Genomic DNA, 19,341 nt, shown 5'->3' on the forward strand with positions numbered 1-19,341 from the left:
TTTTGTTGTGGGGGGTGTTTTTTTTTTTAAATTATACTTTAACCTCAAATTGGTTTCGCTGCCCCGCGGTTGGTGGGCGGGCCCCCCCCCCCCGGGGGGGGGGGGCCCTTCCGTATCACGTGCCTCAGGCGGCGAGCAGCTTGCGCACCCGGTCCGCGCCGACCGCCAGGAGCAGAGTGGGCAGGCGCGGGCCGGTCTCGCGGGTGACGAGGAGGCGGTAGAGGAGCGCGAAGAAGGTGCGCTGGGCGACCTTCAGCTCCGGGGTGGGCTTGGCGGCCGGGTCCAGTCCGGCCATGACCTTCGGGACTCCGTAGACGAGGGTGGTGAGCCCGTCGAGGGACCAGTGCGAGTCGAGTCCGTCGAGGAGCAGGCGGAGCGACTCGCGGCCTTCGTCGTCCAGCGACGACAGCAGCTCGGTGTCGGGCTCGTCGCGTACGAGGGTGCGCTGGTCGGCCGGGACCTGGGTGGTGATCCAGTTCTCGGCGCGGTCCAGGCGGGGCCGGACCTCGTCGAGGGAGGTGAGGGGCTTCTCCGGCTCCAGGTCGGAGAGGATGCGCAGGGTCTGCTCGTCGTGGCCGGCGGTGATGTCGACGACGGAGGCGAGCGTGCGGTACGGCATCGGGCGCGGGGTGCGCGGGAGCTCGTGGGAGGCGACCCGTACGGCGCGGCTGTGCGCGGCCGCGTCGGCGGGCAGCACGGAGCCGTCGGCGACCTTGGCCTCCAGCTTGTCCCACTCGTCGTAGAGCCGCTGGATCTCCTGGTCGAAGGCGATCTTGAAGGACTGGTTGGGGCGGCGGCGGGCGTAGAGCCAGCGCAGCAGCTGCGGTTCCATGATCTTCAGCGCGTCGGCCGGGGTGGGGACCCCGCCCTTGCTCGACGACATCTTGGCCATGCCGCTGATGCCGACGAAGGCGTACATCGGGCCGATGGGCTGCTCGCCGCCGAAGATGCCGACGATCTGGCCGCCGACCTGGAAGGAGGAGCCGGGCGAGGAGTGGTCGACGCCGGAGGGCTCGAAGACGACGCCCTCGTAGGCCCAGCGCATGGGCCAGTCGACCTTCCAGACGAGCTTGCCGCGGTTGAACTCGCTGAGCTTGACCGTCTCGGTGAACTCGTCCTCGGTGCAGACGTAGGTCATCTCGGTCGTCTCGTCGTCGTACGAGGTGACCTTGGTGAAGTCCTTGCCGCATTCGCCGCAGTAGGGCTTGTACGGGAAGTAGCCGCCCTCGGCGCTGCTGCCGTCGTCCTCGGCGGCCGCGCCGGAGCCTTCGGCGGCTTCGAGCTCGGCCTCGTCGACCTGCTTCTGCTGGGTCTTGCCGCCCGGCTTCTGCTTGGTGCGGTACTGGTCGAGGATGGCGTCGATGTCGCCGCGGTGCTTCATCGCGAACAGGACCTGCTCGCGGTAGGTGCCTGCGGTGTACTGCTCGGTCTGGCTGATGGGGTCGTATTCGACGCCCAGCTCGGCCAGGGACTCGACCATGGCGGCCTTGAAGTGCTCGGCCCAGTTCGGGTACGCGGAACCCTCGGGCGCGGGCACGGCGGTCAGCGGGCGGCCGATGTGCTGGGCGTGCGATTCCTCGGTGACGCCGGGGATGCCCTTGGGGACCTTGCGGTACCGGTCGTAGTCGTCCCAGGAGATGAGGTGGCGGACCTCGAAGCCCCGGCGGCGGATCTCGTCCGCGACCAGGTGCGGGGTCATGACCTCGCGGAGGTTGCCCAGGTGGATGGGGCCGGAGGGGGAGAGTCCGGACGCGACGACGACAGGTTTGCCGGGTGCTCGGCGCTCCGCCTCGGCGATGACCTCGTCCGCGAAACGGGAGACCCAGTCGGTCTCGGTGCTGCTCTGCGCCACGACACGTCCTTCTATCTCGAATGCTGGCTCCAGCCATTCTCCCAGACGTCGGCGGTCGCTCCGCAGTTGTTTCCCGTCCCTGTTTCTCCCGCGAAACGGGTGGCCCTCACGTGGGATACTCGGCACTTGTCGGAACAACCAAGTGCACCCACCGGCACAACCTCACAGGAACGGCAGCTCATGGCCTCGGTCCCTTCCCTCGCTTCTTCCGTCAATCAGCGCGTCGCGGACGCCCTCGCCTCGGCCCTGCCGGAGGCCGGTGGCGCCGACCCGCTGCTGCGACGAAGCGACCGGGCCGACTTCCAGGCCAACGGCATCCTGGCGCTCGCGAAGAAGGCGAAGGCCAACCCGCGCGAGCTGGCGACGACGGTGGTCGAGGGCATCGCGACCGGTGACCTGATCCGGGAGATCGAGGTTTCGGGTCCGGGCTTCCTCAACATCACGATCACCGACAAGGCGATCATCGAGACCCTCGCGGCGCGGGCGGGCGACGACCGCCTCGGCGTGGCGCCCGCGGCGGAGCCGGGCACCACGGTGATCGACTACGCGCAGCCGAACGTCGCGAAGGAGATGCACGTGGGCCACCTGCGGTCCGCCGTGATCGGCGCGGCGATGGTGGAGATCCTGGAGTTCACGGGCGAGAAGGTGGTCCGTCGCCACCACATCGGCGACTGGGGCACCCAGTTCGGCATGCTCATCCAGTACCTGCTGGAGCACCCGCACGAGCTGGACCACAAGAGCGAGGACGAGGTCTCCGGCGAGGAGGCCATGTCCAACCTGAACCGCCTGTACAAGGCCTCGCGCGCGCTCTTCGACTCCGACGAGGAGTTCAAGACGCGGGCGCGGGCGCGGGTGGTGGACCTCCAGGCCGGCGAGCCCGAGACGCTGGCGCTGTGGCAGCGGTTCGTGGACGAGTCGAAGATCTACTTCTACTCGGTCTTCAACAAGCTGGACATGGACATCCAGGACCCCGACGTGATCGGCGAGTCCGGCTACAACGACATGCTGGTCGAGACGTGCAAGCTGCTGGAGGAGTCGGGCGTCGCCGTCCGCTCGAACGGCGCGCTGTGCGTGTTCTTCGACGACGTCAAGGGCCCGGACGGCAACCCGACCCCGCTGATCGTGCAGAAGTCCGACGGTGGTTTCGGCTACGCCGCGACCGACCTGTCGGCGATCCGCGACCGCGTCGGCAACCTGAGCGCCTCGACCCTGCTGTACGTCGTGGACGCCCGGCAGTCGCTGCACTTCAAGATGGTCTTCGAGACGGCGCGCCGGGCGGGCTGGCTGAACGACGAGGTCAAGGCCGTCCAGCTGGCCTTCGGCACGGTCCTCGGCAAGGACGGCAAGCCGTTCAAGACCCGTGAGGGCGAGACGGTCCGGCTGGTGGACCTGCTCGACGAGGCCGTGGAGCGGGCGACGACCGTGGTCCGGGAGAAGGACGAGGGGCGCGGCAACCTCACCGAGGAGGAGATCGTCACGAACGGCCTCCAGGTCGGCATCGGCGCGGTCAAGTACGCGGACCTCTCCACCTCCGCCGCGCGGGACTACAAGTTCGACCTGGACCAGATGGTCTCGCTGACCGGCGACACGTCCGTGTACATCCAGTACGCGTACGCCCGGATCAAGTCCATCCTGCGCAACGCGGGCGACCGTACGCCGGTCCCGCACCCGGAGCTGGAGCTGGCCCCGGCCGAGCGCGCGCTGGGCCTGCACCTGGACGGCTTCGGTGCGCTGGTCGAGGAGGCGGCCGCGGAGTACGCCCCGCACAAGGTGGCGGCGTACCTCTACCAGCTGTCCTCCCTCTACACGACGTTCTACACGGAGTGCCCGGTCGTGAAGCCCGAGCCGGAGCTGGTCGTGGGCGAGAACCGCCTCTTCCTGTGCGACCTGACGGCCCGCACGCTCTCGAAGGGCATGTCCCTGCTGGGCATCCGGACGCCCGAGAAGCTCTGACCCGTACGGCATGAAGGCCCCGTCCCCGGTGCAACGCACCGGGGGCGGGGCTTTCGCGTGTTCCTACACCGAGCCGAAGACCTCGATCTTGCACCGAGGGCTCCCCGAACGGCCGATCCGCGCGTCGCAGGTGACGAGCGGCACCTGGAGCCCTTCCGCGAGGGCGACGTAGGTGGCGTCGTACGCGGCGAGGTTCGCGTGCAGTTCACGCACCCGGGGCAGCACCGGCATGTGCTCCATCCGCCGGATGGGTAGGGACGTGAAGTCGTCCCAGGCCGCGTCCAGCTGCCGGTCGGAGAGTTTGCCGCCGCGGTGGCGGCCGAGGAGGGCGTGGGCGACCTCCACGTCGAGCAGGTAGGGCGCGGCGAGCCGTTCGCCGAGCACCCGCTCGCGAACCGCCTCACCGGCCGGCCCCGCGTCGGCGACCAGCAGGACGACGGCGCTCGCGTCGATCACGATCATTCGCGCCGCCGTCCGGCATCGAGGTCCGCGAGGACCTCGTCCACGCTCAGTTCGGCCGATACCCGGGCCCGAATTCGCGCGACGACGTCCTCGATCGACGGCGTCGCGGCCTCTTCCTCCAGCAGGGTCCGGGCGTACGCCTGGAGCGACTGGCGGCTGCGGGCGGCCCGTACCTTCAGCTCGGCGAGCGCCTCGTCGGACAGATCACGCACATAGAGAGTGGCCATGCAACAAGAGTAGTGGCGGTGCAAGCAATCTGCTGGCAGCTCGCATGACACGGCTCACAGGAATGTCCCCCGTGGCGCCCTCCTCCTTTCATGTGCCGGGTTGTTCCGGCACCGAGAACCGAGGGGGCTCACATGAAGACCACGACACGACACCGCACCGGCCAGGCGGTGGCCGGGGTGCTGGCCGTCGACGGACTGCTGCACCTGTACTGGGCCACCGGGGCGACCTGGCCGGCCGTGGACGCGCGGAGCCTGTCGCTCGCCGTGCTCGGGCTGGAGGCGCCCTTCACCCCGCGCGTGGTGGTTCCGCTGGCCGCGCTGCTCCTGACGGGGGCCGGGGCCGTGATGGTGTACTCCCGGGGGCGCGGCGGGCGTACGGCCCGGCTGGTCACGGGCGCGGTGGCCGCCGGGCTGGCCGCCCGGGGGCTCGCGGGCCTCGGGTGGGTGACGGGGCTGACGGCGAGCCCGGCGGAGGGCCCGTTCCGGCTGCTCAACCTCGTGCTCTACACCCCCGTGTGCCTGGGCCTCGCGTGGGCGACGGCCCGGCTCTGTTCGTCGCCCACCCCCACGCCCCCGAACAGCGGCGCTCGCGGCACCGGCCGCCGGCGACGCACCAGCTGACGGCTCGACACGTCCCGGACGCCCCCGGCAGCCCCTTGGCCGTCGAGGGCCGTTCAGCGTCGGAGGGCCTCGGCGGGCTGGATGCGGGCGGCGCGCCACGCGGGGTAGAGGCCGGCCAGGACGCCGGTGATCAGGCCGAGGAGGGGCGCGGTCGCGACGGTGGCCGGGTGGATGACGGGCGTCCAGTCGCGGATGACGGCGACGCCGACCACGGTGAGGGTGCCCAGGGAGGTGCCGACGAGTCCGCCGAGTGTGCCCAGGGCGCCTGATTCCGCGAGGAATTGGGTGGTGATGTGGCGTCCCCGGGCCCCCAGCGCACGGCGCAGACCGATCTCGCCCGTGCGTTCCAGGACGGCGACCAGAGTGGTGTTGGCGATGCCGACGGCACCGATGACCAGGCAGATCCCGGCGAGGATCAGGAAGAGCTGTTCCAGGTCGGAGGTGACGCCGGAGCGCAGGGTGCGCGGGTCCGGCGGCGGCACGGCCTTGAGGTACTCGGGGTGGTCGGGGCGCAGCGCCGTGGGGGCCAGGCGGGCTACCTGCTGGGCGGCACCGACATCGGTCGAGATCAGCATGGTGGTGCCGCTGCTCTGAGGCGGGCCCCAGATCTCCTCGGCGGTGGTGCGGGGGACCGCGACCGAGAGGAGGAGATCGGACTTGCGCCGCACGTCCTGGACGATGCCGATCACGGTGAAGGGCTCGGAGCCGATGAAGACGGCCGGCCGGGTGTCCAGGGTGGTGATGCCGAGGCGGGCGGCGACGGCCGAGCCGAGGACGGCCACGCGTTGCCTGGTGCTGGAGTGGTACTCGTCGTACAGGCGGCCCTGGGCCATCTTGGGGACGGCGGCCTGCAGCGCGCCGGGTGAGGCGGCGATCACGTCGGTGCTCTCGCTGCCGCCCTTGGCGCCGCCGACCGGGGCGGAGCGGACGCCGCCGGCGGCGGGGTCGAGGCGGACCGTGAAGAAGACGCCCGCGTGCTGGACCCCGCCCAGCCGCTCGACGCGCAGGTCCGCGTCGGCCGGGAATCCGGGGCCGGCGAAGTTGTTCTTCTCGCGGGCGATGTCCTCGACGGTCACCTCGGTGGCGGTGAGCAGGTTGAACCGGCTGTCGATCTGGGACGAGGTGGTGGCGGTCAGGCCGAGGACGGCGACGAAGGTGCCGACGCCGAGGACCGTCCCGAGTGCGGTCAGCGCCGAACGGGCCGGGCGCTGCAGTACACCGGCGAAGGCCTCCGAGACGTTGTCGCGGGCGGCGAAGCGGGAGGGCTCTACCCGGACGGCGGTGCGGGACCGACGCCGCGGGAGCCGGCGGAGCTGGGGCAGTTTCATGCGGGGGCCTGTTCGCGCAGTACGCCGTCGCGGATCGCGACGGTCCGGCCGCCGTGTGCGGCGACCTCCTGGTCGTGGGTGATGACGAGCACGGTCATCCCGTCGGCATGGAGCTCGTCCAGGAGGGCCAGCACCGTGTCGGCGTTGGCGGAGTCGAGGTTTCCGGTCGGTTCGTCGCACAGCAGCAGCGACGGCCGGGCGACCAGTGCCCGGGCGATGGCCACCCGTTGGCGTTCGCCGCCGGACAGGCGGGAGGGAACCGCGGAGAGGCGGTGGCCGAGCCCGACCCGGGTCAGGGCCTCCCGGGCGCGGGCGGGACGCTCCTTGCGGGGCACGCCGTTGTAGAGCATGGCGAGGGCGACGTTCTCCAGGGCCGAGCGGTGCGGCAGCAGGTGGAAGGACTGGAAGACGAAGCCGATGCGGCGGCCGCGCAGGGCGGTCCGGTCGTTGTCGCCCAGCGCGCCGGTGTCGATGCCGTCGAGGAGATAGTGGCCGACGGTGGGTGCGTCGAGCAGGCCGACGATGTTGAGGAAGGTCGACTTGCCGGAGCCCGAGGGGCCGATGACGGTGACGAACTCACCGCGACGGATGGTGAGATCGCATGGTTTGAAGGCGGCCACCGCCGGTGGGCCCGGGTACGTCAGGCCCACCTGCCGGAACTCGATGACGGGCGTCGCGTCCTCGGTCGTGTGCTCGGCCATGTCTTGGGTCATGAACCGCCGCCGCTCTTGCCGCCCCCACCGGTGCCGCCGCTCTTCCCGTCGTTCTGCTTGCCGGGCTGCTTGTTCGCGACGCCGGGGTTGACACCGATGACCACGGAGTCGCCGTCCGCGAGGGTGCCGTCCTCGGTGGGCCGGACCTCCACGTAGCCGTCGCCAGTGGTCCCGGGCCGGACCTCGACGCGGCGCTGGGCACCCGTACCGTCGACCACGGTGACGATGGTGCGGCCATCGGCCTGGGCGGAGACCGCGGACACCGGGACGACGAGCGCGTTGCCGTCGGTCGCGGCGGCTTCCACGGTCAGCCGGACGTCCTGGCCGACGAGCTTGGTGTCCAGCGGTGCGAGGGGGCGTACGAGCATCTCGTACCCACTCGGCCCGCCGGGGGCGGGAGCCTGCTGGCCCTGCCCCTGGCCTTGGCCCTGCCCCTGTCCCTGGCCGCCGTTGGACCCGGTGCCCGGCGCGGGCGCCGACTGCGCGGTGTCGGCGACCGACTGCACCTCGGCGGCTGCCGTGACCCCGCTGATCTCGGAGAGGATCTCGACCTTCTGGCCGGCGCGGACCAGGCCCTTCTGATGTTCCTGGAGCTGGCCGCGGACGACGAGCGCTCCCGCCGACAGGGACATCGCGGAGCCGCTGACCGGGGAGCCGGGGCGGACGGTGACAGAGTCGGCGCGGGCCGGGAAGGACTCCAGGAAGACGACCTCGCCGACCGGGAGCATGGGGCCGGCCGCCGCGCGGGCCTCGGCGAGGCGCGCGCGGGCCTTGCGCAGGTCCTCCTGGGCGCGGGCGACCGCGCGGGCACCGTCCTGGCTGGAGCCCTTGCTGCCACCGGAGCCCTTGGTGTCCGAGCCGCCCGTGGTGCCGGAAGTACCCGTCGTGCCCGTGCCGCCGGTACTGCCCGTACTCCCCGTGCCGCCGGTACCGGTGTTCGCGGCGGCGGCCTTGGCGTCCTCCAGGGAGCGCTCGGCGGAAGTGACCGCGTCTTCCGCGGCTTTCACGGCCTCGCCCCGGTCTGCCACCGCGGGCAGCGGGTCGTAGCCGATCGACTTGTAGAAAGCGCCCAGCGCGGCCTTGGTACCCGCGCCGAAGGTGCCGGCCGCGTCGGATCCGGTGCCGTGGCCGAGCCCCGCCAGGGCCTTCTGCAGCTGCTTCACGTCGTCGCCGGTCGCACCCGGCTTCAGGTCCCGGTACACCGGCAGCCCGCCGGGCAGCGCGAAGACGGGGCGCCCGGACACCTCCAGGAGCACCTTGCCCGCCTCGACCTTGTCACCCTGGCGGACGGCGACCTTGGTGACCACTGCCGGGCCTGACCCCTCCGCGCCCGTGACGGTCGGAGTGACCTGGACTGCCTGTGCCGAGGTGACCGTGCCACGCACGATGACCGTGTCGCGCAGCACGCGCTTCTCGACGCGTGCGATGAGTACGTCCAGCGGCGGCGGACCGGCCTCCGCGGCGGTCTGCGCGGGCGACTTGATCACCAGCGAGGCGGCGACGCCGGCAGCGGAGAGCAGGACCGCCCCCACCGCGACGGCCGCCACCCACGTGCGACGCCGGGACAGACCGGGGGAGGACTCGGCGCCGTCGGCCTCCTCGGTTTCCACGACCTCCTGGGCGGATTCCGTGGGATCGGGCTCCCTCGTGTCCGCCGTCATCCGGCGCCCTGCCCAGGATTCGACGACTTGTCGGGGGTGGAGCACTTCTTCATGGCGGCGGACCCTTCCGCCGACTCCTTCAGGCGGAGCTTCTCGGTGTCATGGTCCGCCGTCTTCGGATCCGGGTCGGGGAAGTTCGGCACGCCGTTCGCCCGCATGCAAGCGGTGAGCGCCTTCGCCTCGGCGAGCTGTTCCGGGGTCGCCGGCGGAACCGATCGGCGGCTGTCGCAAGCGGATTCGGCTTCCTTGACCTTGACGGGATCCGCCTTGCTCGAATCCACGATCGGAATTCCCGAATCCGTTTCCTTCATGGGCAGCCCTTTTTCCTTGAGGCACCGGAAAAAGTCGGCCTGCTTGGGATCGACCGCGCCCTTGGCCTGCCCGGACTGCGAAGCAGAAGCGGAAGGCAAAGCGGAAGGCGAAGCGGAAGCAGAAGCGGGCGCCGAAGCAGAAGAGGAGACGGAACGGGATGCAGAATCCTCGCCAGAGCAGCCGGACACCAGGAAAATCGCCGACAACACAGCGGGAGCGGCCACGGATCGGGCCCGTCGAAATGGCACAGCAGGCCTCCAGAGGCATGTGGGATCACCGACACCCTAAACGAAAAACAAGATCACGCACCTGTACCCGAGGACAGTTGTGAAATCCCGGCATGGCGTGATCCACTCCTTGGCGTTCGAGGCCAGACCCGCAATGAACGAGTTCTCGGCCACCGAATCAACGACTCCACCGAAAGAGATGAATAATGAAGCTCCGTAATTCCCTGCGCACCTTCGCCGCCGCCGGCCTCGTCATCGGCGCCGTCGCCGTCAGCGCCGGTTCCGCTTCTGCCGCCGCCAAGGACGGCTGGCTCACCTCCGGCGAGCTGGGCCTGTTCTGCGAGTCGGGCCAGTCGAGCTCGGTCTTCGACCTCTACGACTTCGACGAGGACTTCTCGAACGACTACTTCAAGGGCTCGCTGAGCTGCGCCGGGCACACCACCAACGACTACACCGAGTCGTTCTCGAACAAGGACGCCTACGTGTGGGACGTCTACACCGACTGGAAGCGCCAGGGAAGCCGCGGCTACATCCTGGTCGGCGAGCGGGACGACTTCAACTCGACGTACTTCAACCGGGTTTCCTCGGCCTACCCCCGCTAGGCACATCTGCCTGACCTCACACGCGAAAACGGCAGCTCCGCCCGTAAGCGCCGGGCGGAGCTGCCGCTTCCCGCATCCTAGCCGTCCCGTATCGGAGCCACCATGTTCTCGCCGAGTTCCCCCCGTCCTGTCCTGGCGGCTTCCGCAGCCGTGCTGGCGCTCCTTCTGACCGGGTGCTCCCAGTCGGACGGCGGGGGCTCCGACGAGGAACCCGCGACCGGCGCCGTGCCGACGCTGCTCGAAAGCCGGAACCTCACTTTCCCGATCGCCGCGTACATCCCGGACGACCGCCAGCTCGGCCTGCTCGGCGAGGCTCAGGACGTACTCATCGACAAGTGCATGCAGCGCTACGGCTTCCGCTACCAGGTGCGGCGCAAGGCCAACGCGGCGGCCAAGCTCGACTACAGCCGGAGGTACGGGCTTTCCGACGCGGCCGAGGCGGCCCAATACGGCTATGACAACCCGCCGGACGACCGCACCGGGAGGCCCCCGCAGCAGCCCCTCGGAGCCAATGAGGAGCTGGTGCTGTCCGGGCTGGAGGTGGACCCCTCCCTGCCGGTTCCCAAAAGCCAGGAGGAGGCGGAGAAGTCCGACGTGGCCACGACCGTCTTCGGCGGGCAGAAGGTACCGGCTGGCGGCTGCAGGCGCGAGAGCGCCCTGAAGCTGTTCACGCCCACCAAGGACACGGTGGACGCCTGGGTCGCGCAAGGCTTCGACTTCGATGCCTACGCGCGCTCCCAGAAGGACAGCAGGGTGGTCAAGGCGTTCAAGTCCTGGAGCGAGTGCATGGGCAAGCACGGGTACCAGGTGGACAGCCCGATGGGCCAGCCGCCCGGCATCAACGACGCCAACATCGCCAGCCCGCAGGCGATCGCCCAGGCCAAGCAGGACGTGGCCTGCAAGAAGGAGACCAACCTCGTGGGCATCTGGTACACGGTGGAACTCGCCTACCAGAAGCGCATCATCGAGCAGAACGCCGAGACCCTGGGCCTGACGAAGAAGCAGCTGGACGAGCGGATGAAGCTCGCCGCGTCCCTGATCGCCGGCGCCTGACCCGTGGGGAAGCGAGCCGCCGGCCTGACCCGCACCGAGGCACGGCGCAGCAGGAAGAAGCGGACCCTGGCCGCCACCATCGTGGCGGCGGTGGGCTGCGCCGGGGCGGGAACCGCCCTCGCGTTCCTGCCGTCACCGTCCGAACCGCCCGCGCGCGCGGCCCCGGCAGAGCCGACCGGCGGCCGGACGACGACCCCCGCGGCCCCGCCGCCGCCCCCGCCCCCGTCGCCTTCGCCCTCCCCCACGCCCACTCCCTCCCCGTCCCCCTCGGCCACCCCCGGAGGCGCCGTACCGGACACGGGCCCGGGCACCTTCACGGTCGTCCAGGCCCAGGGGAAGGCCCAAGGGCAGGGGCAGATCCGGCGCTACCGGGTGGAGATCGAGGACGGGATCCAGTTACCGGGGCCGCAGACCGCCCGGGAGGTGTCCGACATCCTCGGGCACTCACGCGGCTGGACGAAGAACAAGGCGTACGGCTTCCAGCTCGTCTCCTCCGGGCCCGTGGACTTCACGGTCAAAGTGGCGACGCCCACGACCACCGACCGGCTGTGCGATGTGACCACGCCGGAGAGCCGCGGCAACGTGAATTGCCGGACGGGACACACGGTCGTGGTCAATCTCAAGCGCTGGGTGCAGGGGTCTCCACAGTTCGACGGTCCGATCCAGCAGTACCGGGCACTCATCATCAACCATGAAGTGGGCCACGAAATAGGCCGCGGGCACGAGAGCTGCGCCGCGCCGGGCGCGCTCGCGCCCGTGATGATGCAGCAGATCAAGGGACTTGCCGGCTGCCAGCCCAATGCATGGCCCTATGACAGCGCCGGGCGGTACGTACAGGGGCCGTACGTGCCGTGAGGAACCGGCTCAGACGTGTCCGGTGGAGCAGGTGACAAACCGGTGGTGCACAGCGAGCAGACATGTCTGAATGCGGGAGATGCCGCCCAGCTTGCCGCGAATATTCTCCAGATGGAATTTCACGGTTCGAATGACCATCCCGAGACTCTTCGCGAGCTCTTCATTCGAGGGTCCGCACGTCATCGCGTTGAACACCTCGAGTTCCCGATCGGTCAGATCAGGTACCCGAATAAGTCCTTGACGAATCCATTCTGATTCCTTGTCCCACCGCTCCCGTGCACCGAGCTTGCAATACGGGCATAAGCCGCGATCGACGCCGGAGTCCACCGCATCACTCAACTTTTTCCTACCTGCAGAGGCGAAGAAGGCGCGGCAAGACCAGAATACCGCCCTTGATCATAACTTTTCGGAGGAGCTCGGCACATTGGTCATTTTCCACACTACTGAAGGGTCGTCACCATCGGTTCATCCGAAGGGCACCCTCCGTAACCGATGAGAGGGGGCCGAGAACCGGTTATCGGACACCCCCGTCAGCCGGCATCCTGCCCGGCCGTCACCTTCAGCCATCTTGGGGTCCACCCCTCCCTTCCTCTTCCTGGGTTCCGGAACGAAGGGGTGAAGCCGCGGGCCGAGCGGAGGAGGGAAGCGGAATCCACCTCTACGCAGCCGGACAGCAGGAAAAGCGCCCGTACAGCAGGTTCGGCAAGCGATCGGGCACGCGGAAATGACGCAGCGAACCTCCTGAGGCGCCTCGCATCGTCCGACACCCTGGGTCAACGGGTAGGCCGAACTCCTGTGCTCGGGGACAGTTGCCAGGCTCGCCGCGGCGTGATCCACTCCATGGCGGTCGAAGCCCGTCCGCAATGGCCAAGATCCCGCCGCCCCCCGAAATTGCGACAGTTTGTCCGAAAGGCATGACTGATGAAGCTTCGTAATTCCCTGCGCACCGTCGCGGCCGCCGGCCTGGTCCTGGGCGCGGTCGCCGTCGGCGCCGGCTCGGCCTCCGCCGCCGAAAAGGACGGCTGGCTCACCGACGGCGAGCTCGGCCTGTTCTGCTGGCAGGACCAGTCGAACTCGGTCTTCGACCTCTACGTGAACGACATCAACTTCTACGACGACTCGTTCAAGGGGACGAGGAGCTGCGCGGGGCAACTGACGGACAACAACACGGAGTCCTGGTCGAACCGGGACACCTACACGTGGAAGGTGTACACCGGCTCGGGCGGCCAGGGCTACCAGGTCAACCTCGGGTCCGGTACCAGGGGCAACCTGAACTCGACCTTCTTCAACCAGATCTCCTCGGCCTTCTACTTCTAGGCCCGCTCGAGAAGGTGGCTCCGCCCGCTGCCCGCGGGCGGAGCCGCCCCGCGTCGCAGCCGCCCCCGCAATCCGGAGCCACCATGTTCTCGCCGCACGCCCCCCGCGCCGCCCTGGCGGCCTCCGCAGCCGTACTGGCGCTCCTGCTGACCGGGTGCTCGCAGACGGCCGGCGGCAAGGCCGACACCGACTCCGATGCCGGCAAGGAACCCCCCATCGGCGCCGTCCCGACCCTGCTCGAAAGCCGCAGCCTGGTCTTCCCGTTGGCCCCGTACACCCCGGACAGCCGGCAGCTCGCACTGCTCGACGAGGCGCAGGACGTGCTCATCGACCAGTGCATGCAGCGCTACGGCTTCCGCTTCACGCAGCGCCGGAAGGCCGACGGGGCGGTCCAGCAGGACGAGAGCCGCCGCTACGGGATATCCGACCCGGCCGAGGCGGCACAGTCCGGCTACACCAACCCGCGGCTCGGCAACACCGTGAGGCCCCCTCGGCAGACCCTCGGCGGCAACGAGAAGCTCGTACTCCACGGCCTGGAGGTGGACCCGTCGATGAAGGTTCCGATGAGCCAGGAGGAGGCCGAGAAGTCCGACGTGGCGACCACGGTCGTCGGCGGCCAGAAGGTCCCGGCGGGCGGCTGCCTGCGCGAGAGCGCCCTGAAGCTGTTCACGCCCACCAAGGACACGGTGGACGGCATGGTCGCGCAGAGCCACGGCATCGAGGCCTACGGCCGCGCCCAGAAGGACAGCCGGGTCGTCGCGGCGACCAAGGCCTGGAGCGAATGCATGGCCAAACACGGCTACGCCGCCTTCACCGACCCGACGGCCCAGCCGCCGGGCATCGACGAGGCCGGCATGAGCAGCCCGCAGGCGGTCACCATGGCCAAGCAGGACGTGGAGTGCAAGCGGGAGACCAACCTGGTGGGCATCTGGTACACCGTCGAAGTCGCCTACCAGCAGCGGGCGATCGAGCGGAACGCGGAGACGCTGGACGTGGCGAAGAAGCAGCTGGACGAACGGATGAAGCTGGCCGCGACGCTGCTGGCGGCCGGGGCCTGACCCGCTCCCGCTCAGCGGTGTACGACCTCGCACCAGACCACCTTGCCGGGCGAGCGGGGCAGCACCCCCCAGCCGTCGGAGAGGGCCCCGACGATGGTCAGCCCCCGCCCTGGCGGCCGGCCCGCGATCCGGGACAGCCCGGGCCCGCTGTCGTGCACCTCGATCCGGACGGTCGAGTCGGTGCCGATCAGCCGGAGCAGGTACCCGCGGCCGCGCGGGACGCCGTGGCGCAGGGCGTTGGTGGCCAGCTCGCTCACGCAGAGCAACATGTCGTCGTGGCGGTCCCGGACCCCCCAGGCGTGCAGGGTGTCACGTGTGAAGTGGCGTGCGGCCTGGATGGTTTGGGGTGAGCGGAGATAGAGCCGCTCGCGCATGAGGGCCGCCTGAGTATGGAGATTCACCGGACCATCGTCGCGTTGCGTGACTACCGTGGAGCAGTACGCCGACCCGTACTCATTGGTGAGTACGGGTGGGCCCGGGGTATCGCACGTGTGCGGGTGGGGAGTTCGTAGTCATGCCACCGAGGAAGCGCCCACGACCGAACGCGACGACCATGAAGATGGTCGGCAAACAGGTGGCCGCCGGCCGGGTCGCGAAGAGTCTGACCCAGAAGCAGCTGGGAGAGCTCGTACGGCTGGACGAGCAGTCCATCGCGTCGATCGAGCAGGGGCGCCGAGCCCTGATGCCGAATGTCGCGGAGCTGATGGACCAGCATCTGGGGCTGCCGGGGTTGCTGGCGGTGGCGGCCAACGAGATGCCCGAGGTGGACGCGACACCGCCGTGGGCTGAGGAGTACATGGAGCTGGAGCGGCTGGCGATCGCCCTGTCCTGGTTCGACAACCAGGTGGTGCCGGGTCTGCTCCAGACGGAGAACTACGCCCGAGCCGTCTTCACGTGCCGCGTCCCGGCCCATCCGGCGGCCGAGATCGAGGCACTGACCCGCTCACGCGTGGCGCGTCAACAGATACTGCGCCGCGAGACCCCGCCGACGCTGAGCTTCGTCATCTGGGAGGCGGTCCTGCGCGACCGGCTCGGCGGTGACGAGGTGTACGAGGAGCAGCTCCGCCACCTGCGCGCGTGCGCCGATCTGCCGGACGTGAGTTTGCAGGTGATGCCGTTGGGCCGGACATCGCACGCGGGCCTCAATGGCGCCTTCACCCTCCTGGAAACCCCTGACCACCGGCACCTTGGCTACACCGAAAGCCAGCGTGGCAGTCACCTCATCTCGGACCCAGATGAGGTCAGCATCCTGTCTCGCAAGTATGCGATGCTGCGGACTCAGGCCCTCAACACCGAGCTGACGCGGGGCCTGTTGGACCGCCTGCTAGGAGAGACATGAGCGCCACCACCTCACTTGAGTGGTTCAAGTCCAGCTACAGCGGCGACGAAGGCGGCCAGTGCGTCGAGGTGGCCGCCTGCGCCGATCAGATCCACGTCCGGGACTCGAAGGTCACCGACGGCCCCGTCCTGGACCTGGCCCCCGCCGCCTGGGCGACGCTCACCGACTGGGCCCGCTCGGTTGACTGAGGACGAGCCGCTGGACGCCGAGGACTACGCCTCGGTCCACCGTGCCACGGCTCTGCTCTCCGCCTACTACCACCTCCACACCATGACGCTCAACGCCTGCATGGAGGCATGGGCCGAGTTCGTGGCGGAGGTCGAAGAGGGCGTCGAGGCCATGTGGGCCTGGGAGTTCGACAACGACACACGCCACCGCGACGCGCTGCACAGCGCTTGGCCGATCCTCACCGAACGGGTCCGCGCACTCCGTCAGCCCGAGTTGGACGCCCTCGACGCGCGGTTCCGCGCCGCCACCGCGCCGATCAAGCCCCTCGGCATGAGCGCGAGCGAAATGGCGGCGCAGCCGCGGTGGTGGCGGTGGCGCTACCCGCTCCGCGTCACCGGGGACCCGGCCGACGAGTTGCCCCCGACGTGGTCCCCGCCACCCCTCCACGTCGACTGACGGTCACCGCTCGTCGATCAGTTCGGCCAGGCCGTCCAGCAGGCGGCCCAAGGCGAACCGGAACTGGAAGTCCGGCTCGTCGGACCCCGTGAACGCGTCGGATTCCAGCAGCCGCGTCACCGCCGGGTGGGTGTCCGGGCCGGTGAGCAGCCGCAGCGTGCGGACGTACTGGCCCACGACCTGGTCCGGTGAGACCCCGCTCTTGATGATGGCGTCCATCATGTCGGCGGCCATGGTGGCCTCGTTCCGTACGAGGCCGCCGATGAGGATGATCGTCGACAGCTTCTCGCTTTCCCGCAGGCTGGTGCCGGCCATCGCGGCGAGCCCGCGTTCCATCCAGGCGAGTTGGTTCGGGGTGGCCGGTGGGGCCGTGATCGGGATGCGCAGGATCCACGGCTTGGCCATCAGGACGGTGCGCTGCGCGTAGGCCCAGTCCGACAGGAGCTCCCGCCAGTCCCGGCTGTCCGCGTCCGGCGGGAGCGGCGGCGGGGTTCCGACTCCCGCGTCCGACATCAGGATGTACAGCTCTTCCTTCGCCGTGACGTACCGGTAGAGGGACATCGTCGAGACGCCGAGTTCCTTGGCCACCCGACCCATGGAGACGGCGTCCATCCCCTCCGTGGCGGCGAGCGCGACGGCCGCGTCCACGATCCGCGGGAGGGTGAGGGTGGGGCGCGGGCCCTTGCCGGGGCGTTCGCGCAGACCCCAGGCCATCTCCAGGCTCGCCGGGAGCCCGGTGCCGCCCTCGGTTTCGTCCGCCATCGCCGCCCCCTCTCCGTCATGAGCCGTTGACCCACATCCTAGTTCTGTGTATTACTTACGCAGTAGCGCGTAACCCATACGCAGAAGGGAGCGGTCATGGAGTTCGGCATCCACGCCACCGGCCTGACCAAGTCCTACGGCGCCCTGCGCGTCCTCGACGGCATCGACCTCGCCGTCCCCCGCGGCAGCGTCCTCGCCCTCCTCGGCCCCAACGGCGCCGGGAAGACCACCACGGTGCGGATCCTCGCCACCCTCACCGAGCCCGACGCCGGGACCGCCCGGGTCGCGGGCCACGACACCGCGTCCGCGCGGGCCCTCGTACGCCGCTCCATCAGCCTCACCGGGCAGTTCGCGGCCGGCGACGAACTCCAGACCGGCGCCGAGACGCTCCGCATGATGGGCCGACTCCGGGGGCTGCGACCCAGCGCGGCCCGGGCCCGCGCCGACGAGCTGCTGGAGCGCTTCGGGCTCGCCGAGGCCGGCGGACGTACGGCGAAGACGTACTCGGGCGGGATGCGGCGCCGTCTCGACCTCGCCGCGAGCCTGGTCTCCCGACCCGAGGTGATCTTCCTGGACGAGCCGACGACCGGGCTCGACCCGCGCAGCCGCCAGGACCTGTGGGACCTCGTACGGGAACTGCGCGCGGACGGCACGACCGTGCTGCTCACCACCCAGTACCTGGAGGAAGCCGACCGGCTCGCCGACCGCGTCGCCGTCCTCGCCGACGGGCGCGTCGCCGCCGAAGGCACACCGGCCGAGCTCAAGTCCCGGGTGGACGGGCACCGGTTGGACCTCACACTCACCGACCGGACCGCCTACGAGGCGCTGGCCCCACGGGCGGTCCACCTCGAACCGGAGGAGCTCACTCTGGGCCTGGCCACCGACGGAACCGCCGCGCACGTGCGGGCGCTGCTCGACGAGCTCGACCCGGACCGCACCGCCGTCGACCGCTTCGCGGTCCGCACCGCCACCCTCGACGACGTTTTCCTCGCCCTGACGGGAGCAGACCGATGACCGCCGCACTTTCCCTGGCCGGACGCAGCCTGCGCATCAGCCGCCGCAGCCCGGACGCGCTGATCGCCGCGCTGATGATGCCCGTCGTACTGATGCTGATCTTCGTCTACTTCTTCGGCGGCGCCATCGACACCGGGACCGAGTACGTGACGTACGTGGTGCCCGGCGCCATGCTCCTCTGCGCGGGATTCGGCGCGGCGAGCACTGCCGTCAGCGTCGCGGACGACATGAAGAACGGGATCGTCGACCGCTTCCGCTCCCTCGACGTCGGCGGCGTCCCGATCCTGGCCGGGCACGTGGCGGCCTCCGTCCTGCGGAACCTGCTGTCCACCACCCTGGTCCTCGCCGTCGCCCTCGCCATCGGCTTCCGACCCCAAGCGGGACCGTCCGCCTTCCTGGCGGCGGCCGGGCTGCTGTTCGCGTACATCACGGCGATCTCATGGATGGCGGCCGTCCTCGGCCTGCTCGCCAAGTCGCCGGAGGCGGCGGGCGGATTCACCTTCCTGATGATGTTCCTGCCGTACCCGTCCAGCGCCTTCGTCCCCATCGAGACGATGCCGAGCTGGCTCCACGGCTTCGCCGAGCACCAGCCGCTCACCCCGGTGATCGAATCCCTGCGCGCGCTGCTGCTCGCGCAGCCCGCGGGTGACTCCCCCTGGGTGGCCCTCGCCTGGTGCGCCGGCATCACGGCCGTGGCCGTGACCCTGGCGGGCGTCCTGTTCCGCGGCCGGACCCGCTGACGAACTCCTGTCGGAGCCCGTCAGCGGCATGTCCGCTCAGCGGTTGAGCGGGTAGGAATGCCGACCCGTAGCTTCGTCGATCTCACTGTGGGCCTTCTGCAGCATCTGCGACGCGAGATCCATGAGCGCGCGAGCACCCGCGATCTCTTCCCCGACCCTCAGCTGCTCCGGGTCGGAGGGGTGGCGCAAGGCATATCCTCGCGCCCTGATCTCGGAGCCGTCCCCGAGTCTGACCAGGGCCGCCGCACTGGTGCGGTGGCCCTCCTCGGTGAATTCGAGCTCCACATGCCACCCAACGAGTGTGGACATGGTGCATCACCTCCAGGGGGTCACCCTGTCTCCAGGGTGCACCTGAGGTGTACGCGACGCGAGCGGGGGCGGCGGCGGTCCCGCGGGGCGGCGGGGGCGGCGCGGCGGGGGGACGGGGGGACGGGAGCACGCGTGTGGGGGGCTTCGCCCGTACGGGCGCGCTCCGGGGCGGTGGCCACCCACCCCGGCGGCAGTGCGGAGAGGCGGGGCTTCGGTGACGGGGTCCGAGCCGGGCCCAATCAAAGAGGTCTTGGGGGTTTCCCGTCAGTCCCATAGTCCTTCCGTGTCGGGCCGGCCTGTCAAGGGCGCTCC

General features: G+C 70.0%; 23 protein-coding genes. 12 read left to right on the forward strand and 11 right to left on the reverse strand.

Annotation, left to right across the window (positions count from 1 at the left end):
- Nucleotides 1-124: 124 nt before the first annotated feature.
- A complete protein-coding gene (gene lysS, locus ACFV9H_RS12860; protein WP_385396968.1) occupies nucleotides 125-1,852 on the reverse strand; it encodes a lysine--tRNA ligase in 1,728 nt (575 codons plus the stop codon).
- Nucleotides 1,853-2,032: 180 nt separating this feature from the next.
- Here lysS and argS point away from each other — a divergent pair, with 180 nt between their 5' ends.
- A complete protein-coding gene (gene argS, locus ACFV9H_RS12865; protein ID WP_385396970.1) occupies nucleotides 2,033-3,805 on the forward strand; it encodes an arginine--tRNA ligase in 1,773 nt (590 codons plus the stop codon).
- Nucleotides 3,806-3,868: 63 nt separating this feature from the next.
- Here argS and ACFV9H_RS12870 read toward each other — a convergent pair whose 3' ends face one another.
- Complete coding sequence (locus ACFV9H_RS12870) at nucleotides 3,869-4,267, reverse strand: type II toxin-antitoxin system VapC family toxin (RefSeq protein WP_385396972.1); 399 nt, start codon at nucleotides 4,265-4,267, stop codon at nucleotides 3,869-3,871.
- Nucleotides 4,264-4,494, reverse strand: a complete 231-nt coding sequence (locus ACFV9H_RS12875; protein ID WP_385396974.1) for an antitoxin — start codon at nucleotides 4,492-4,494, stop codon at nucleotides 4,264-4,266. The genes ACFV9H_RS12870 and ACFV9H_RS12875 overlap by 4 nt, the downstream gene beginning before the upstream one ends.
- 132 nt (nucleotides 4,495-4,626) lie before the next feature.
- Between ACFV9H_RS12875 and ACFV9H_RS12880 the strand changes: the two genes are divergently transcribed.
- The gene (locus ACFV9H_RS12880) at nucleotides 4,627-5,115 is read left to right on the forward strand and encodes a DUF3995 domain-containing protein (protein WP_385396976.1); all 489 of its coding nucleotides are present in this window, start codon (nucleotides 4,627-4,629) and stop codon (nucleotides 5,113-5,115) included.
- 53 nt (nucleotides 5,116-5,168) lie between these two features.
- Here ACFV9H_RS12880 and ACFV9H_RS12885 read toward each other — a convergent pair whose 3' ends face one another.
- From ACFV9H_RS12885 to ACFV9H_RS12900, 4 genes are read right to left on the reverse strand one after another with little or no spacing between them, the layout of a single operon-like run.
- Nucleotides 5,169-6,443, reverse strand: coding sequence for an ABC transporter permease (locus ACFV9H_RS12885; protein ID WP_385396978.1), 1,275 nt, complete (start codon nucleotides 6,441-6,443; stop codon nucleotides 5,169-5,171).
- Complete coding sequence (locus ACFV9H_RS12890; protein ID WP_385396980.1) at nucleotides 6,440-7,144, reverse strand: ABC transporter ATP-binding protein; 705 nt, start codon at nucleotides 7,142-7,144, stop codon at nucleotides 6,440-6,442. Before ACFV9H_RS12890 ends, ACFV9H_RS12885 begins: the two co-directional genes overlap by 4 nt.
- An 8-nt stretch (nucleotides 7,145-7,152) precedes the next feature.
- Nucleotides 7,153-8,817 carry a peptidoglycan-binding protein gene (locus ACFV9H_RS12895; protein ID WP_385396982.1) on the reverse strand — a complete coding sequence of 555 codons (1,665 nt, stop codon included), beginning with the start codon at nucleotides 8,815-8,817 and terminating at the stop codon, nucleotides 7,153-7,155.
- Nucleotides 8,814-9,338: a hypothetical protein gene (locus ACFV9H_RS12900; RefSeq protein ID WP_385396984.1), complete on the reverse strand. Its 525-nt coding sequence runs from the start codon at nucleotides 9,336-9,338 to the stop codon at nucleotides 8,814-8,816. Before ACFV9H_RS12900 ends, ACFV9H_RS12895 begins: the two co-directional genes overlap by 4 nt.
- A gap of 224 nt (nucleotides 9,339-9,562) precedes the next feature.
- On the opposite strand from ACFV9H_RS12900, the gene ACFV9H_RS12905 reads away from it, so the two are divergent.
- The 3 genes from ACFV9H_RS12905 (at nucleotide 9,563) to ACFV9H_RS12915 (ending at nucleotide 11,866) form a co-directional block, all read left to right on the forward strand.
- On the forward strand, nucleotides 9,563-9,958 hold the full coding sequence (locus tag ACFV9H_RS12905) for a hypothetical protein (RefSeq protein ID WP_385396986.1): 396 nt from the start codon (nucleotides 9,563-9,565) through the stop codon (nucleotides 9,956-9,958).
- Between the two features lie 102 nt (nucleotides 9,959-10,060).
- Complete coding sequence (locus tag ACFV9H_RS12910) at nucleotides 10,061-11,011, forward strand: hypothetical protein (protein ID WP_385396988.1); 951 nt, start codon at nucleotides 10,061-10,063, stop codon at nucleotides 11,009-11,011.
- Nucleotides 11,012-11,014: 3 nt separating this feature from the next.
- A complete protein-coding gene (locus ACFV9H_RS12915; RefSeq protein WP_385396990.1) occupies nucleotides 11,015-11,866 on the forward strand; it encodes a DUF3152 domain-containing protein in 852 nt (283 codons plus the stop codon).
- A gap of 9 nt (nucleotides 11,867-11,875) precedes the next feature.
- Here ACFV9H_RS12915 and ACFV9H_RS12920 read toward each other — a convergent pair whose 3' ends face one another.
- Nucleotides 11,876-12,205, reverse strand: a complete 330-nt coding sequence (locus tag ACFV9H_RS12920) for a response regulator transcription factor (RefSeq protein ID WP_385396992.1) — start codon at nucleotides 12,203-12,205, stop codon at nucleotides 11,876-11,878.
- 582 nt (nucleotides 12,206-12,787) lie between these two features.
- Here ACFV9H_RS12920 and ACFV9H_RS12925 point away from each other — a divergent pair.
- Nucleotides 12,788-13,183, forward strand: coding sequence for a hypothetical protein (locus ACFV9H_RS12925; RefSeq protein ID WP_385396994.1), 396 nt, complete (start codon nucleotides 12,788-12,790; stop codon nucleotides 13,181-13,183).
- A gap of 83 nt (nucleotides 13,184-13,266) precedes the next feature.
- Nucleotides 13,267-14,241, forward strand: a complete 975-nt coding sequence (locus tag ACFV9H_RS12930) for a hypothetical protein (protein WP_385396996.1) — start codon at nucleotides 13,267-13,269, stop codon at nucleotides 14,239-14,241.
- Nucleotides 14,242-14,252: 11 nt separating this feature from the next.
- Here the strand turns inward: ACFV9H_RS12930 and ACFV9H_RS12935 are convergent, their stop codons facing one another.
- Nucleotides 14,253-14,642 carry an ATP-binding protein gene (locus ACFV9H_RS12935; RefSeq protein ID WP_385396998.1) on the reverse strand — a complete coding sequence of 130 codons (390 nt, stop codon included), beginning with the start codon at nucleotides 14,640-14,642 and terminating at the stop codon, nucleotides 14,253-14,255.
- Nucleotides 14,643-14,794: 152 nt separating this feature from the next.
- Between ACFV9H_RS12935 and ACFV9H_RS12940 the strand changes: the two genes are divergently transcribed.
- Genes ACFV9H_RS12940 through ACFV9H_RS12950 form a run of 3 tightly spaced genes read left to right on the forward strand, consistent with a single transcriptional unit; the run spans nucleotide 14,795 to nucleotide 16,204 of the window.
- Complete coding sequence (locus ACFV9H_RS12940) at nucleotides 14,795-15,580, forward strand: Scr1 family TA system antitoxin-like transcriptional regulator (RefSeq protein ID WP_385397000.1); 786 nt, start codon at nucleotides 14,795-14,797, stop codon at nucleotides 15,578-15,580.
- Complete coding sequence (locus ACFV9H_RS12945) at nucleotides 15,577-15,768, forward strand: DUF397 domain-containing protein (RefSeq protein ID WP_385397002.1); 192 nt, start codon at nucleotides 15,577-15,579, stop codon at nucleotides 15,766-15,768. Before ACFV9H_RS12940 ends, ACFV9H_RS12945 begins: the two co-directional genes overlap by 4 nt.
- Nucleotides 15,761-16,204 carry a hypothetical protein gene (locus ACFV9H_RS12950; protein WP_385397003.1) on the forward strand — a complete coding sequence of 148 codons (444 nt, stop codon included), beginning with the start codon at nucleotides 15,761-15,763 and terminating at the stop codon, nucleotides 16,202-16,204. The genes ACFV9H_RS12945 and ACFV9H_RS12950 overlap by 8 nt, the downstream gene beginning before the upstream one ends.
- A 3-nt stretch (nucleotides 16,205-16,207) precedes the next feature.
- On the opposite strand, the gene ACFV9H_RS12955 is transcribed toward ACFV9H_RS12950, so the two are convergent.
- Nucleotides 16,208-16,966 carry a TetR/AcrR family transcriptional regulator gene (locus ACFV9H_RS12955; protein ID WP_385397005.1) on the reverse strand — a complete coding sequence of 253 codons (759 nt, stop codon included), beginning with the start codon at nucleotides 16,964-16,966 and terminating at the stop codon, nucleotides 16,208-16,210.
- 96 nt (nucleotides 16,967-17,062) lie between these two features.
- Between ACFV9H_RS12955 and ACFV9H_RS12960 the strand changes: the two genes are divergently transcribed.
- A complete protein-coding gene (locus tag ACFV9H_RS12960) occupies nucleotides 17,063-17,980 on the forward strand; it encodes an ATP-binding cassette domain-containing protein (RefSeq protein WP_385397007.1) in 918 nt (305 codons plus the stop codon).
- Nucleotides 17,977-18,720 (forward strand): ABC transporter permease, encoded by a 744-nt coding sequence (locus ACFV9H_RS12965; RefSeq protein WP_385397009.1) that lies wholly within the window; start codon nucleotides 17,977-17,979, stop codon nucleotides 18,718-18,720. The genes ACFV9H_RS12960 and ACFV9H_RS12965 overlap by 4 nt, the downstream gene beginning before the upstream one ends.
- 36 nt (nucleotides 18,721-18,756) lie before the next feature.
- On the opposite strand, the gene ACFV9H_RS12970 is transcribed toward ACFV9H_RS12965, so the two are convergent.
- Nucleotides 18,757-19,029: a DUF1876 domain-containing protein gene (locus ACFV9H_RS12970; RefSeq protein WP_362596825.1), complete on the reverse strand. Its 273-nt coding sequence runs from the start codon at nucleotides 19,027-19,029 to the stop codon at nucleotides 18,757-18,759.
- Nucleotides 19,030-19,341: the final 312 nt, after the last annotated feature.

This window comes from Streptomyces sp. NPDC059874 (genome assembly GCF_042731135.1).
GTDB lineage: Bacteria > Actinomycetota > Actinomycetes > Streptomycetales > Streptomycetaceae > Streptomyces.